Origin of the sequence: Burkholderia sp. AU44665, assembly GCF_030504405.1 — a bacterium.
Classification (GTDB): domain Bacteria; phylum Pseudomonadota; class Gammaproteobacteria; order Burkholderiales; family Burkholderiaceae; genus Burkholderia; species Burkholderia semiarida.
On sequence record NZ_JAUJRI010000018.1, the window covers coordinates 29,896 to 44,387 of the forward strand.

At 68.4% G+C, this 14,492-nt stretch carries 13 protein-coding genes; 9 read left to right on the top strand and 4 right to left on the bottom strand.

Annotation, left to right across the window (positions count from 1 at the left end; genetic code table 11):
• Positions 1–26 precede the first annotated feature (26 nt).
• Together QZM15_RS26545 and upp are read right to left on the bottom strand one after the other, a co-directional pair.
• Positions 27–755 (bottom strand): YebC/PmpR family DNA-binding transcriptional regulator, encoded by a 729-nt coding sequence (locus QZM15_RS26545; RefSeq protein WP_059583669.1) that lies wholly within the window; start codon positions 753–755, stop codon positions 27–29.
• Between the two features lie 227 nt (positions 756–982).
• Entirely contained in the window at positions 983–1,633 is a 651-nt protein-coding gene (gene upp / locus QZM15_RS26550) for a uracil phosphoribosyltransferase (RefSeq protein ID WP_006481871.1), read from the bottom strand.
• A gap of 217 nt (positions 1,634–1,850) precedes the next feature.
• On the opposite strand from upp, the gene QZM15_RS26555 reads away from it, so the two are divergent.
• Positions 1,851–2,630 carry an SDR family oxidoreductase gene (locus QZM15_RS26555; protein ID WP_060312052.1) on the top strand — a complete coding sequence of 260 codons (780 nt, stop codon included), beginning with the start codon at positions 1,851–1,853 and terminating at the stop codon, positions 2,628–2,630.
• Between the two features lie 52 nt (positions 2,631–2,682).
• A complete protein-coding gene (locus QZM15_RS26560; RefSeq protein ID WP_059583666.1) occupies positions 2,683–3,075 on the top strand; it encodes a methylglyoxal synthase in 393 nt (130 codons plus the stop codon).
• A gap of 287 nt (positions 3,076–3,362) precedes the next feature.
• Here the strand turns inward: QZM15_RS26560 and QZM15_RS26565 are convergent, their stop codons facing one another.
• Both QZM15_RS26565 and QZM15_RS26570 read right to left on the bottom strand, forming a co-directional pair.
• A complete protein-coding gene (locus tag QZM15_RS26565; protein WP_124658753.1) occupies positions 3,363–3,794 on the bottom strand; it encodes a hypothetical protein in 432 nt (143 codons plus the stop codon).
• Positions 3,795–3,899: 105 nt separating this feature from the next.
• Complete coding sequence (locus QZM15_RS26570; protein ID WP_059583664.1) at positions 3,900–4,253, bottom strand: Rap1a/Tai family immunity protein; 354 nt, start codon at positions 4,251–4,253, stop codon at positions 3,900–3,902.
• A 502-nt stretch (positions 4,254–4,755) separates the two neighbouring features.
• Here QZM15_RS26570 and QZM15_RS26575 point away from each other — a divergent pair.
• The 7 genes from QZM15_RS26575 to kdpE all read left to right on the top strand — a co-directional run bounded on the left by QZM15_RS26575 (position 4,756) and on the right by kdpE (position 14,373).
• Complete coding sequence (locus QZM15_RS26575) at positions 4,756–5,730, top strand: quinone oxidoreductase (protein WP_089465015.1); 975 nt, start codon at positions 4,756–4,758, stop codon at positions 5,728–5,730.
• Between the two features lie 306 nt (positions 5,731–6,036).
• On the top strand, positions 6,037–6,129 hold the full coding sequence (gene kdpF, locus QZM15_RS26580; protein ID WP_006752209.1) for a K(+)-transporting ATPase subunit F: 93 nt from the start codon (positions 6,037–6,039) through the stop codon (positions 6,127–6,129).
• Entirely contained in the window at positions 6,126–7,931 is a 1,806-nt protein-coding gene (kdpA, locus tag QZM15_RS26585; protein WP_059646545.1) for a potassium-transporting ATPase subunit KdpA, read from the top strand. The genes kdpF and kdpA overlap by 4 nt, the downstream gene beginning before the upstream one ends.
• A 63-nt stretch (positions 7,932–7,994) precedes the next feature.
• On the top strand, positions 7,995–10,079 hold the full coding sequence (gene kdpB / locus QZM15_RS26590; RefSeq protein WP_302107570.1) for a potassium-transporting ATPase subunit KdpB: 2,085 nt from the start codon (positions 7,995–7,997) through the stop codon (positions 10,077–10,079).
• A 25-nt stretch (positions 10,080–10,104) separates the two neighbouring features.
• On the top strand, positions 10,105–10,686 hold the full coding sequence (kdpC, locus tag QZM15_RS26595; protein ID WP_089465014.1) for a potassium-transporting ATPase subunit KdpC: 582 nt from the start codon (positions 10,105–10,107) through the stop codon (positions 10,684–10,686).
• Positions 10,687–10,838: 152 nt separating this feature from the next.
• Positions 10,839–13,682, top strand: coding sequence for a DUF4118 domain-containing protein (locus QZM15_RS26600; RefSeq protein ID WP_302107571.1), 2,844 nt, complete (start codon positions 10,839–10,841; stop codon positions 13,680–13,682).
• Positions 13,675–14,373, top strand: coding sequence for a two-component system response regulator KdpE (gene kdpE, locus QZM15_RS26605; RefSeq protein WP_059583654.1), 699 nt, complete (start codon positions 13,675–13,677; stop codon positions 14,371–14,373). The genes QZM15_RS26600 and kdpE overlap by 8 nt, the downstream gene beginning before the upstream one ends.
• Positions 14,374–14,492 lie beyond the last annotated feature (119 nt).

Below are 14,492 nucleotides of genomic sequence, written 5' to 3' on the forward strand. Positions count from 1 at the left end.
GCGACAGGTGCGCGGCGGCCGGCATCTCATTCCTCGACGATGACGGCGTTCGTGTACACGTCCTGCACGTCGTCGAGGTTCTCGAGCGCGTCCAGCAGCTTCTGCATCTTCGCCGCGTCGTCGCCGGTGAATTCGACTTCGTTCTGCGGCTTCATCGTCACTTCGGCGAGTTCGGCCTTGAAGCCCGCGGCTTCGAGCGCGTCCTTCACCGCCGAGAATGCCTGCCAGTCGCACAGCACTTCGATCGAGCCGTCGTCGTTCGTGTTGACGTCGTTCGCGCCGGCTTCGAGCGCGGCTTCCATCAGCGCGTCTTCCGACGTGCCGGGCGCGAACAGGAACTGGCCGACGTGATCGAACATGAACGCGACCGAGCCGTCGGTGCCCATGTTGCCGCCGAACTTCGAGAATGCGTGGCGCACTTCCGCGACCGTGCGCGTGCGGTTGTCGGTCAGCGTGTCGACGATGATCGCCGCGCCGCCGATGCCGTAGCCTTCGTAACGGATCTCTTCGTAGTTCGCGCCGTCCGCGCCGCCGACGCCGCGATCGATCGCGCGCTTGACGTTGTCCTTCGGCATGTTCGCGTCCGCTGCCTTGTCGACCGCGAGACGCAGGCGCGGGTTCGAGTTGACGTCGCCGCCGCCGAGGCGCGCCGCCACCTGGATTTCCTTGATCAGGCGGGTCCAGATCTTGCCGCGCTTCGCGTCGGCCGCTGCCTTCTTATGCTTGATGTTGGCCCATTTCGAATGACCAGCCATACCTTTCTCCGTGCCCGTGCGCGCGGCGCGGGCGATTGTTTCAGTGTGTCGTTGAATCGGCGGCCGTGTCGGCGGGCATGAAGCCGCGGGGCCGCGCGTGTCGAGTGGAGCGTGATTTTATCACGCGGCGACCGCCGGTTCGGGGCCGCCGCGCATGGCCGAACGGCCGGGCGGCCGTCGCGGCGCGCCGGGCCGCGCGGCACGGCGGCGCCGGACGCCTGGTGCGGTCAGTTCTTGGTGCCGAACAGGCGGTCGCCGGCGTCGCCCAGGCCCGGCACGATGTACGCGTGCTCGTTCAGGTGCGAGTCGAGCGACGCGACGAACAGCTTCACGTCGGGGTGCGCGTCCTGGAACACCTGCACGCCCTCGGGCGCGGCGACGAGCGCGACGAACATGATGTTCGCGGCCGGCACGTTGCGGCGCTTGAGCACGTCGACCGCGTGCACGGCCGAATAGCCGGTCGCGACCATCGGGTCGCACAGGATGAAGATGCGGTCTTCCAGGTCCGGCAGGCGCACCAGGTATTCGACCGGGCGATGGTCGTCGGCGCGGTACACGCCGATGTGGCCGACGCGCGCGGACGGCACCAGGTCGAGCAGGCCGTCCGACATCCCGATGCCCGCGCGCAGCACGGGCACGATCGCGAGCTTCTTGCCGGCGATCACCGGTGCGTCGACCGCCACCAGCGGGGTTTCGACCCGCTTGGTCGTGATCGGCAGGTTGCGGGTGATCTCATAGCCCATCAGCAGCGTGATCTCGCGCAGCAGTTCGCGGAACGTGCGCGTGGACGTGTCCTTGTCGCGCATGTGCGTGAGCTTGTGCTGGATCAGCGGGTGATCGGTGATGAAGAGGTTCGGGAAACGGCTGTCCTGTTTCATGACGGGGTGCCTTGACGGCAAAAGGGGATCGGGGGCGGCGGCGGGTGTGGGCCGGCCGTCGCTCATGGCCGCAATTTTACCAAGGCGCGCCGCGCGATCCGGATATTATCGACGTCTCACGACAATCCGCGTGCCGCGCCCGCCCGTTCGCCCGTTTGCCTGCCGGCCGGCGGCAACGGGGAGCCGCGTCGGCACGCGCGCCACCAGGGAAGCGAAGATGGATCTCGGCATCGAAGGAAAGACCGCGCTCGTGTGCGCGGCCAGCAAGGGCCTCGGGCGCGGCTGCGCGGAAGCGCTGGCCGCCGAGGGCGTGAACCTCGTGATCGTCGCGCGCACGCGCGACACGCTGGAGGAAACCGCGGAAGAGATCCGCGCCGGCGCGAACGTGTCGGTCACGGCGGTCGCGTGCGACATCACGACGCCGGACGGCCGCGCGGCCGCGCTCGCCGCGTGCCCGCAGCCGGACATTCTCGTGACGAATGCCGGCGGCCCGCCGCCCGGCGACTTCCGCGATTTCTCCCACGACGACTGGATCCGCGCGCTCGACGCGAACATGCTGACGCCGATCGAGCTGATCCGCGCGACCATCGACGGGATGATCGCGCGCGGCTTCGGCCGGATCGTCAACATCACGAGTTCGGCGGTGAAGGCGCCGATCGACGTGCTGGCGTTGTCGAACGGCGCGCGCTCGGGGCTGACCGGCTTCGTCGCGGGGCTGTCGCGCAAGGTCGCGGGGCAGGGCGTGACGATCAACAACCTGCTGCCGGGGCTGTTCGATACCGACCGGATCGCGACGACGCTCGCCGCGTCGGCGAAGGCGCAGGGCGTGACGGTCGACGAGATGCGCGCGCGCCGCACGAAGGACATCCCGGCCGGGCGCCTCGGCACGCGTGCCGAATTCGGCGCGGCCTGCGCGTTCCTGTGCAGCGTGCACGCGGGCTACATCACCGGGCAGAACTGGCTGCTCGACGGCGGCGCGTATCCGGGCACGTTCTGACCCGCGCTTTTCGATTCACGACGACGACAACCGAACGACGAAGGAACTGGAGATGAGCAAACCCCGTATCGCACTGATCGCGCATGACGCGAAGAAGGACGAGATCGTCGCGCTCGCGGGTCAGTTTCGCGAGACGCTCGCGCAATGCCGGCTGGTCGCGACGGGCACGACGGGCGGCCGCATCGCGGCCGCGCACGGGCTTGAGGTCGAGCGCAAGCTGTCGGGGCCGCTCGGCGGCGACCTGCAGATCGGCGCGGAACTGGCCGACGGCCGCGTCGACCTCGTCGTGTTCCTGCGCGACCCGATGACCGCGCAGCCGCACGACCCCGACATCACCGCGCTGGTGCGCGCGTGCGACGTGCACGACGTGCCGGTCGCGACCAACGTCGCGACCGCGCGGATGCTGCTCGACGATCTGGCGAGGAACATGCAGGACGTGTGCTGACGAGCTGTTCTGGAGTGCTCCGCATTAACGGTCGGGTTCTGTCTGAAAGGGTGCCGTATCCGATCGGCGGTTGTGCCGCGTGCTTCGCTGTCGTGCGAGCCGGTCGGTGCGTTGTCACGCAACGACCGGCTCGGTGCTTCAGCGCGCCGCGCCTGTCGGCACAGCGTGTTGGCGCGATCACGCGACACGCAATCGAGCGGACGAGCGCGCTTGCGCGTTCGTCGAAGCCGTCGCGGGACAGGTCACGGCGCCGGCCAACGCGCGGACCTCGCGCGATAGCGCCTGGACTATGGCGAACTGCTCGTTCCGGCGAACGATAGAAGGGATTCAACTCCTTGAAGCAGTTCGGGCAAGAAGGACTGATCCAGTCCACAATGCCCCGTAATGCACGCGCCGTCGGGAGGAGTTGGCTGAAAGCGCCAGTCGCCCACGATTGCGCCTCGATCAAGTGTTCGCAATGTCAGCTCAAACCCCGGCTCAACGCCTGTTAACTCCGCTCGTTGCCCGGCTTGAAGCTGCATTTGAACAGATCGAATCTGTTGCCGAAATTGTCGCAACTCGTCGGGCATGACACTCCATTGCCCTTCCGCCTGGATACCCGGTACCGTCAATTGGATTCGTACATCGATCCATTCAAGATACGGCCCTCCCGGTTCGTCGCGTCGCGCAGCAACGGGCTCCATCTGAAGTCGAAAGTCATTTGTGTCGATGATCAGCATGGGTTCAACGCTAAAAACGCAACCTTCCGAGACGTGATGAACAATTGCCCACCTAGCCGTTCGTTTCGTTCCGGTGAGAGGCAATGTCCGGTATTTCAGGCGCTGCTAACGGCACGGGTATTTTTGTCGCAAGACGTATGTGACCAGGACTGCCGCATTCGCCTTCAGCGCATCTCTTGGCCGTTTCCCGAGATCGTGGAGCACTTCCGAATCGATTTCCCCCGGTTTGACACGCCCGTTGTCGCACCAGTCCTTGCCTTCGGTCGCATCGGCGACGCCCGCCAGATACCCGGCCATCGCGTGGCGCTCGGCGCCGCCATACGGCGTGTTGTCGAAACGGCTCAGGCCGTCGAGCAAACGGACGCCGTCCGCACGCGGTACCGGGGCCGCGGTTGCGCTGCCGATACTTGCGGACAACGACGCGAAAACAAACACGTTCCGGGCAAGAGCGAGCTTCATGGCGTGGACTGGGCGAATTGGGCAGCAGGCAAATTAGCACGGTCGTCATCTCGTAAACGACCTTGGCGACAACCGGTTTCCCGCCCGATCGACGTCGGCATTCGCCGGTGCGGGAAAAGCGCGTCGACGCCGCGCGGCAGATCCTTTGCGCGCGGGGCGCGAGGCGAGAAATGACCGACCGGCCGGGTCCGGCCATCGCGGCGCGAGCGACGTGACGTCAACGTTACGAAGTGTGCCGAACATCATCGACTGCGCAAGCGGGGGAAACGAACGGCAGCGACCGGTCTCATACCGCGCCGTTTTCCGCACGCGCGGCTCATGCGATCCGTTTTCCGCGAAAACCCTACCGATATGAAGGATTTGCGACGACGCGCTGCACGACCGCGCACGACGCGCGAGAATCGTCCGCCATGACCCGCGTTCACACGCATCGCCGTTGGGACGACGTCGATGCATTCGCCGAACCGGATTTCCAGATTCCAGACAAACGAGGAGCGAAACGATGCCGAAAGCAATCCGATACGACCAGCCGGGCGGCCCGGACGTGATGAAGTGGGTCGACGTCGATGTCGGCGCGCCGAAGGCGGGCGAAGTCCGCATCCGGCAGCACGCGGTCGGGCTCAACTACATCGACGTGTATTTCCGCACGGGCCTGTATCCGCAGCCGTTGCCCGGCGGCCTCGGGATGGAGGCGGCGGGCGAGGTGACGGCCGTCGGCGACGGCGTGACCGCGTTCAAGGCGGGCGACCGCGTCGCCTATGTCGGGCAGCCGCCCGGCGCATACGCGCAAGAACGCGCGATGCCGGCCGAGCGGCTCGTGAAGCTGCCTGACGGAATCAGCTACGACGACGCGGCGTCGGTGATGCTGCAGGGGCTGACCGCCCACTACCTGCTGCGCCGCACGTACCCGGTGAAGGCCGGCGACACGATCCTGATCCACGCGGCGGCCGGCGGCGTCGGCCTGCTCGTGTGCCAGTGGGCGAAGGCGCTCGGCGCGACCGTGATCGGCACGGTCGGCTCCGACGAGAAGGCCGAACTCGCGAAGGCGCACGGTTGCGATCATCCGATCGTCTATACGCGTGAGAACTTCACGCAGCGCGTGAAGGAGATCACGAGCGGCGCGGGCGTACCGGTCGTCTACGATTCGATCGGCAAGGACACCTACGTCGGTTCGCTCGACTGCCTCGCGCCGCTCGGCTACTTCGTCAGCTTCGGCAACGCGTCGGGCCCGCTGCCGCCGATCGACTCGAAGGAGTTCTCGTCGCGCGGCTCGCTGTTCTTCACGCGGCCGACGCTGTTCTCGTACATCGCGAAGCGCGCCGATCTCGAAGCCGCGGCCGCCGAGCTGTTCGACGTGATCCTGTCGGGCAAGGTGAAGACGAGCATCAACCAGCGCTATCCGCTCGCCGAAGTCGGTCGCGCGCATGCCGATCTGGAAGCACGCAAGACCACCGGTTCGACGATCCTCGTTCCCTGATCCGCTCCCGCGTGCCGGCGCCGCGCCGGTACGCGCCTGTCGCGGGCGGCGCCGCCGCGCCGTCCGTCCCGCCTCGATTCGCTCCGGTCCCGCCCCGCGCGTTTACGCGTTTTTTACACCCGCCCCGATAGCTTTGACCCGCCCTTTACGCGCGTTCCCATAAGGTTCTAGTCGTCCGATTTCGACGACGGAGAACATAAAAATGGATGGGGTTTTCATCGGCGCACTGGTGCTCTTCACCGCGCTGATCCTCGGTTTGCTTGCCGGTTGCGACAAGCTCGTGCAATACGGTCGCGGGGGGCGCGCATGACCTGGATGCTTTGGCTGGCGGGCGCCTCGACGGCCCTGCTGTTCGCGTATCTCGTCTTTGCGCTGCTGCGCGCGGAGGACATCGAATGAACGCGAACAACCTGTTGCAGACGCTGCTGTTCATCGTCGTGCTGCTGGCGGCGGCCGTGCCGGTCGCGCGCTACCTGAGCGCCGTGATGGACGGCAGTTCGCGGGTCGTGCGCGTGTTCGCGCCGCTCGAACGCGTGCTGTACCGCATCGCCGGCGTCGATGCGGGCACCGAAATGAACTGGAAGCAGTACACGATCGCGACGATCGCGTTCAACGCGCTCGGCGTGCTGTTTCTTTACGCGCTGCTGCGCCTGCAGGGCTTCCTGCCCGGCAACCCGCAGCAGTTCGGCGCGATGACGCCCGATGGCGCGTTCAACACGGCCGTCAGCTTCGTCGCCAACACGAACTGGCAGGACTACGCGCCCGAGCAGACCGTCAGCTATCTGTCGCAGATGCTCGGCCTGACCGTGCAGAACTTCCTGTCGGCGGCGACCGGCATCGTCGTCGTGATCGCGCTGATCCGCGGCTTCGCGCGCCACACCGCGCAGACGATCGGCAACTTCTGGGTCGACCTCACGCGCGTGACGCTGTACGTGCTCGTGCCGATGGCGGCGCTCGTCGCCGCGCTGCTGATGAGCCAGGGTGTGCTGCAGAACATGAAGGCGTACCAGGACGTGCCGGTGTTGCAGGCGAGCACCTACGCGGCGCCGAAGCTCGACGCGCAGGGCAACCCGGTGAAGGACGACAAGGGCAACCCGGTCACGGTGACGACGCCGCTCACGAAGCAGACGCTCGCGATGGGCCCGGTTGCCTCACAGGAAGCGATCAAGATGCTCGGCACCAACGGCGGCGGCTTCTTCAACGCGAACTCCGCGCACCCGTTCGAGAACCCGACGCCGTTCGCGAACTTTCTGCAGATCTTCTCGATCCTGATCATCCCGGCCGCGCTGTGTCTCGTGTTCGGCCGCATGATCGGCGACCGCCGGCAGGGCGTCGCGGTGCTCGCAGCGATGACGGTCGCGTTCGTCATCGCGATCGGCGTCGAGGTGAGCGCCGAGCAGGCCGGCAACCCGACGCTCGCCGCGCTGCGCGTCGACCAGTCGGCCGGCGCGCTGCAGCCGGGCGGCAACATGGAAGGCAAGGAAACGCGCTTCGGGATCGCGCAGACCGGCATCTTCACGGTCGCGACCACGGCCGCGTCGTGCGGCGCGGTCGACGCGATGCACGATTCACTGACCCCGCTCGGCGGCCTCGTGCCGATGCTGCTGATGCAGCTCGGCGAGGTGGTCTACGGCGGGGTCGGCTCGGGCCTCTACGGGATGCTCGTGTTCGCGCTGCTCGCGGTGTTCGTCGCCGGCCTGATGATCGGCCGCACGCCGGAATACGTCGGCAAGAAGATCGAGTCGTACGAGATGAAGATGGTGTCGATCGTCGTGCTGCTCACGCCGCTGCTCGTGCTGGTCGGCACGTCGATCGCCGTGCTCGCCGACGCGGGCAAGGCCGGCATCGCGAACCCCGGCCCGCACGGCTTCTCGGAAATCCTCTATGCGTTCAGCTCCGCCGCGAACAACAACGGCAGCGCGTTCGCGGGCCTGACGGTCGGCACGCCGTTCTACAACTGGATGACCGCGATCGCGATGTGGTTCGGCCGTTTCGGCACGATCGTGCCGGTGCTGGCGATCGCAGGTTCCCTCGCCGCGAAGAAGCGCATCGCGGTGACGAGCGGCACGCTGCCGACCCACGGCCCGTTGTTCGTCGTGCTGCTGCTCGGCACGGTGATGCTGGTGGGCGCGCTGACGTACGTGCCGGCGCTCGCGCTGGGCCCGGGCGTCGAGCACCTGATGATGTGGCTGGGCGCGTGATCCACCCGTGACGCGCCCGCATGGCGACACACTGAAAAGACTGAAGAGCTTGAAGAGATCGCAATGACTCAACATTCCGCAACACGGTCCATGTTCGATCCGGCGCTGCTGCGCCCGGCGATCGTGGATTCGTTCAAGAAACTCACGCCGCGCACGCAGTTCCGCAACCCGGTGATGTTCTGCGTGTACGTCGGCAGCATTCTCACCACGATCCTGTGGATCGCGGCGCTCGCCGGCCAGGCCGAGGCGCCCGCGGGCTTCATCCTCGCGATCGCGCTGTGGCTGTGGTTCACGGTGCTGTTCGCGAACTTCGCCGAAGCGCTTGCCGAAGGGCGCTCGAAGGCGCAGGCCGCGTCGCTGCGCAGCGCGAAGAGGGACGTGATGGCGAAGAAGCTGAACGAGCCGCATCCGAAGTCGCCGATCCGCATCACGACCGCGTCCGATCTGCGCAAAGGCGACGTCGTGCTGGTCGAGACGGGCGACGTGATCCCGGCCGACGGCGAGGTCGTCGACGGCGTCGCGTCGGTCGACGAGTCGGCGATCACCGGCGAATCCGCGCCGGTGATCCGCGAATCGGGCGGCGACTTTTCGTCGGTGACGGGCGGCACGCGCGTGCTGTCCGACTGGATCGTCGTCAAGGTCACCGCGAACCCCGGCGAGGCGTTCCTCGACCGGATGATCGCGATGGTCGAAGGCGCGAAGCGCAAGAAAACGCCGAACGAGGTCGCGCTGACGATCCTGCTCGTCGCATTGACGATCGTGATGCTGCTCGCGACCGCGACGCTGCTGCCGTTCTCGATGTTCTCGGTCGAAGCGATGAAGGCCGGCCACGTGGTGACGATCACCGCGCTCGTCGCGCTGCTCGTGTGCCTGATCCCGACGACGATCGGCGGCCTGCTGTCCGCGATCGGCGTGGCCGGGATGAGCCGGATGATGCAGGCGAACGTGATCGCGACGTCGGGCCGCGCGGTGGAAGCGGCCGGCGACGTCGACGTGCTGCTGCTCGACAAGACCGGCACGATCACGCTCGGCAACCGTCAGGCGTCCGCGTTCGTGCCGGCGCCGGGCGTGACCGAGGAAGCGCTGGCCGATGCCGCGCAATTGTCGTCGCTCGCCGACGAAACGCCGGAAGGCCGCAGCATCGTCGTGCTCGCGAAGGAGCGCTTCAACATTCGCCAGCGCGACATGGCGCAACTGCACGCGACGTTCCTCGGCTTTTCCGCGCAGACGCGGATGAGCGGCGTCGACCTGCCGGGCCGCGAGATCCGCAAGGGCGCGGCCGACGCGATCCGCCGCTACGTCGAGACGCACGGCAGCCGCTTTCCGGACGAAGTGCGCCGCGCGGTGGACGACGTCGCGCGCCGCGGCAGCACGCCGCTCGTCGTGGCCGACCTGCAGGACGGGGTGGCGCGCGTGCTCGGCGTGATCGAGCTGAAGGACATCGTGAAGGGCGGCATCAAGGAGCGCTTCGCGGAGCTGCGCAAGATGGGCATCAAGACCGTGATGGTGACGGGCGACAACCGGCTGACGGCCGCGGCGATCGCGGCGGAAGCGGGCGTCGACGATTTCCTCGCGGAAGCGACGCCGGAAACCAAGCTCGCGACGATTCGCGAGCATCAGGCGGCCGGGCGTCTCGTCGCGATGACGGGCGACGGCACCAACGACGCGCCGGCGCTCGCGCAGGCCGACGTCGCAGTGGCCATGAACACGGGTACGCAGGCGGCGAAGGAGGCCGGCAACATGGTCGACCTCGACTCGAACCCGACGAAGCTGATCGAGATCGTCGAGATCGGCAAGCAGATGCTGATGACGCGCGGCTCGCTGACGACGTTCTCGATCGCGAACGACATCGCGAAGTACTTCGCGATCATCCCGGCCGCGTTCGTGACGACCTACCCGCAACTGCGCGTGCTCGACATCATGCACCTGACGTCGCCGGCGTCCGCGATCCTGTCCGCGGTGATCTTCAACGCACTGATCATCGTCGCGCTGATTCCGCTCGCGCTGAAGGGCGTGACCTACCGGCCGCTCGGCGCCGCGTCGCTCTTGCGCCGCAACCTGCTGGTCTACGGCCTCGGCGGCGTGCTGCTGCCGTTCCCGTTCATCAAGCTGATCGACATGACGCTCGCCGCGCTCGGCTGGGCCTGAGCCCGCCGCACTTGAAGGAACCATCATGAAATCGTTGATTCGCCCGCTCGTCGTGCTGTTCGTCATCCTGACCGCCGTGACGGGGCTCGCTTACCCGGCCGTGATGACCGTGTTCGGTCAGGCCGTGTTTCCGTCGCAGGCCAACGGCAGCCTGATCGAGCAGAACGGCAAGGTCGTCGGCTCCGCGCTGATCGGCCAGCCGTTCGACGCGCCGAAGTATTTCTGGGGCCGGCTGTCGGCCACCGCGCCGATGCCGTACAACGCGGCCGGCTCCGGCGGCTCGAACCTCGGCCCTCTGAACCCGTCGCTCGCCGATCAGGTGAAGGCGCGCATCGCCGCGCTGCGCGATGCGGGCACCGACCTGTCGAAGCCGGTGCCGGTCGACCTCGTGACGGCGTCGGCGAGCGGCCTCGATCCGGAGATCACGCCGGCCGCCGCCGCGTACCAGGTCGAGCGCGTCGCGAAGGCGCGCAATCTGGCACCGGACGCGGTCGCGCAACTCGTCGCCGCGAACACGACGGGCCGCCAGTTCGGCGTGCTCGGCGAGCCGCGCGTGAACGTGCTGAAGCTGAATCTCGCGCTCGACGCGGCGCAGGCCGCGCACTGATCGGTCGCGCGGGCTGACCGGCATCCGGCGTGGCCTGAACCGTGCCGGATGCGCTTTTCCCGACGGCGCGCGCGCCGTCTTTGCCTTTTGCGGCGATTTGGAACCACAATGCTCGTACCCGCGCGCATCCGGGCGCTCCGCTTTCCTCACGCATGAATCGTCCCGATCCCGACCAACTCCTCGACAAGCTGCAGCGAGACGAAGAAAAGCAGCGGCGCGGCCAGCTCAAGATCTTCTTCGGCGCGTCCGCCGGCGTCGGCAAGACCTACGCGATGCTGCAGGCCGCGCGTCAGCGCGTGCAGGAAGGCGTCGACGTCGTCGTCGGCATCGTCGAGACCCACGGCCGCGCCGAGACGGCCGCGCTGCTCGACGGCCTCGACGTGCTGCCGTCCGCCCGCATCGACTATCGCGGCCGCACGCTCGCCGAATTCGATCTCGACGGCGCGCTCGCGCGGGCGCCGCAACTGATCCTCGTCGACGAACTCGCGCATTCGAACGTGCAGGGCGCGCGGCACCTGAAGCGCTGGCAGGACGTCTACGAGCTGCTCGACGCGGGCATCGACGTATATACGACCGTCAACGTCCAGCACCTCGAAAGCCTGAACGACGTGGTCGGCGCGATCACCGGCATCCGCGTGTGGGAGACCGTGCCCGATCGCGTGTTCGACGCGGCCGACGAAGTCACGCTCGTCGACCTGCCGGCCGAGGAGCTGCTCGAGCGGATGCGCGACGGCAAGGTCTATCTCGCGCAGCAGGCCGAGCGCGCGGTGCGCAACTTCTTCCGCAAGGGCAACCTGATCGCGCTGCGCGAGCTGGCGCTGCGGCGCACGGCCGATCGCGTCGACGCGCAGATGCGCGAGTACCGTGCCGACCGTTCGATCCAGCGCATCTGGCAGGCGCGCGAGCGGCTGCTCGTGTGCGTCGGCCCGGGCGCCGAGGCGCCGACGCTCGTGCGTGCAGCCGCGCGCCTCGCCGCGAGCCTGAAGGCCGACTGGATCGCCGTGTACGTCGAGACGCCGCGCCTGCAGCGGCTGCCCGACGCGCGGCGGCAGCGCACGCTCGACGCGCTGAAGCTCGCGGCCGAGCTCGGCGCGGAGACGGCCACGCTCGCCGGCGCCGACGCGGTCGCCGCGCTGATCGGCTATGCGAAGGTGCGCAACGTGTCGAAGCTCGTCGCGGGCGGCTCGCCGAAGGTCGGGCTCGCGCGCCGCTTCGCGCGGCCGTTCGGCGAGCAACTGGCGGAACGCGCGGGCGACGTCGACCTGATGCTGATTCGCGCGTCCGCGAGCGACGAGGCGCGCGCCGCGCCGCTCGACGCGCGCGCGCGCGACTGGCGCGATGCATTCGCGCAGTTCGGCACGCACCGCTCGCCGCCGCGCCACTACGCGTATGCGGCCGCGATCTGCGCGGCGATCACCGTCGTCGCGAGCGTCGTGTCCGCGCGGCTCGACCTCACGAACCTCGTGATGCTGTACCTGCTCGGCGTGGTGTTCTCGGCCGTCCGGCTCGGGCGCGGCCCGGGCGTGCTGCAGTCGTTCCTGTCGGTGGCCGCGTTCGATTTCTTCTTCGTGCCGCCGCGCATGTCGTTCTCGGTCAGCGACACGCAATACCTGCTGACCTTCTTCGGGATGCTGCTGACGTCGCTCGTGATCAGCCACCTGACGTCGACGCTCACGCGCCAGGCGAGCGTCGCGCAGCGCCGCGAGCGCCGCACCGGCGCGATCTACGCGATGGCGCGCGAGCTCGGCGCGGCGCTGACGACCGAGCAGATCGTCGAGATCGGCAGCCGCCACGTGGGCGAGGTGTTCCGCGCGCGCGTCGCGTTCCTGCTGCCCGACAGCGCCGACCAGGTGCGCCAGAAGATCGAGGAGCCCGATGCGGCCGTCACGCTGACGGGCGCGGAGCTCGACAGCGACGTCGGCCAGTGGGTGTACGACCAGCAGAAGCCGGCCGGGCGCGGCACCGATACCTTGCCGGCGACGGCCGCGCTGTACCTGCCGCTGAAGGCGCCGATGCGCACGCGCGGCGTGCTTGCGGTCGCGTCGCGCGAGCCGCGCGAACTCGAGGTGCCCGAGCAGCAGCGGATGCTCGACGCATTCGCCGCGCAGATCGCGCTCGCGCTGGAGCGCGTGCACTACGTCGAGATCGCGCGCGACGCGCTCGTCAACATGGAATCCGAGCGGCTGCGCAACTCGCTGCTGTCGGCGATCTCGCACGACCTGCGCACGCCGCTCACGACGATCGTCGGCTTCTCGTCGATGCTCGCGAACGGGCGCGCGGCCGCGCAGGCCGGCGACGCCGCGGCGGCCGCGCGCCTCGCGCAGCGCGAGGGCGAGCTCGTCGACGCGATTCACGACGAGGCGCTGCGCATGACGGGCATCGTCACGAACCTGCTCGACATGGCGCGGCTGCAGGCCGGCAGCCTGCAGCTCAAGCGCCAGTGGTCGCTGCTGGAGGAAACCGTCGGCGCCGCGCTTGCCGCCTGCCGGCGCGTGCTCGCGCGCCATCCCGTGCGCGTCGCGCTGCCGGCCGACCTGCCGCTGCTGCAGATGGACGCGGTGCTGATGGAGCGGCTGTTCACCAACCTGTTCGAGAACGCGGCGAAGTACACGCCGCCCGATACGTCGCTCGACATCGGCGCGGAGCGCGTGACCGACGACGGGAGCCCGTTCGTGCGCGTGCACGTCGACGATCACGGCCCGGGCCTTCCGGCCGGCATGGAGGCGCGGATCTTCGACAAGTTCACGCGCGGCGAGAAGGAATCGGCGACGCCGGGCATCGGGCTCGGCCTCGCGATCTGCCGCGCGATCGTCGAGGCGCACGGCGGTAAAATCGGCGCACTCAACCGCACCGCGCCCGACGGCCGCGTGACGGGCGCGCGCTTCTGGTTCACGCTGCCGGTCGACACGCCGCCGGCAGCACCCGCCGTGCCCGACGACGAATCCGACCTGCCGGGCGCATCGCCCCCATCCGAGTCATTGCCCGACCATGAGTGAACCGACCCTGACCGTCGTCCTGATCGAGGACGAAAAGCAGATCCGCCGCTTCGTGCGCGCCGCGCTCGAGGAGGAGGACATCGCGGTGTTCGAAGCCGAGACGGGCAAGCAGGGGTTGATCGACGCGGCGACGCGCAAGCCCGACCTCGTGATCGTCGACCTCGGGCTGCCGGACACCGACGGCCTCGACGTGATCCGCGAGCTGCGCGGCTGGTCCGAGGTGCCGGTGATCGTGCTGTCGGCCCGCACGCAGGAAGAGGAGAAGGTCGCGGCGCTCGATGCGGGCGCCGACGATTACCTGACCAAGCCGTTCGGCGTGTCCGAACTGCGCGCGCGGATTCGCGCGCAACTGCGCCGGCGCAACCAGGGCGGTGCGAACGAGTCGCCGAAGGTGACCTTCGGCGCCGTGAGCGTCGATCTCGCGCTGCGCCAGGTGTGGCGCGACGACGCGATCGTGCACCTGACGCCGCTCGAATACCGGCTGCTCGCGACGCTCGTGCGCCACGCGGGGCGCGTGCTCACGCACCGCCAGCTGCTGCGCGACGTGTGGGGGCCGTCGCACGTCGAGAGCCATCATTACCTGCGCATCTACATGGCGCACCTGCGCCAGAAGCTCGAGGCCGACCCCGCGCAGCCCGAGCACATCGTCACCGAGACGGGCGTCGGCTACCGGCTCGTCGGCGCCGTGTGACGGGCGGTGCGCGGCCGCGCGCCGGCAGGGTTGCGCCGGCGCGACAGTTTCGCGACCGCTGCCGGCCTTGCACACCGGCCGCGAAATCCCCGCTATCCTGACCGCTCCCCGAACGAAAA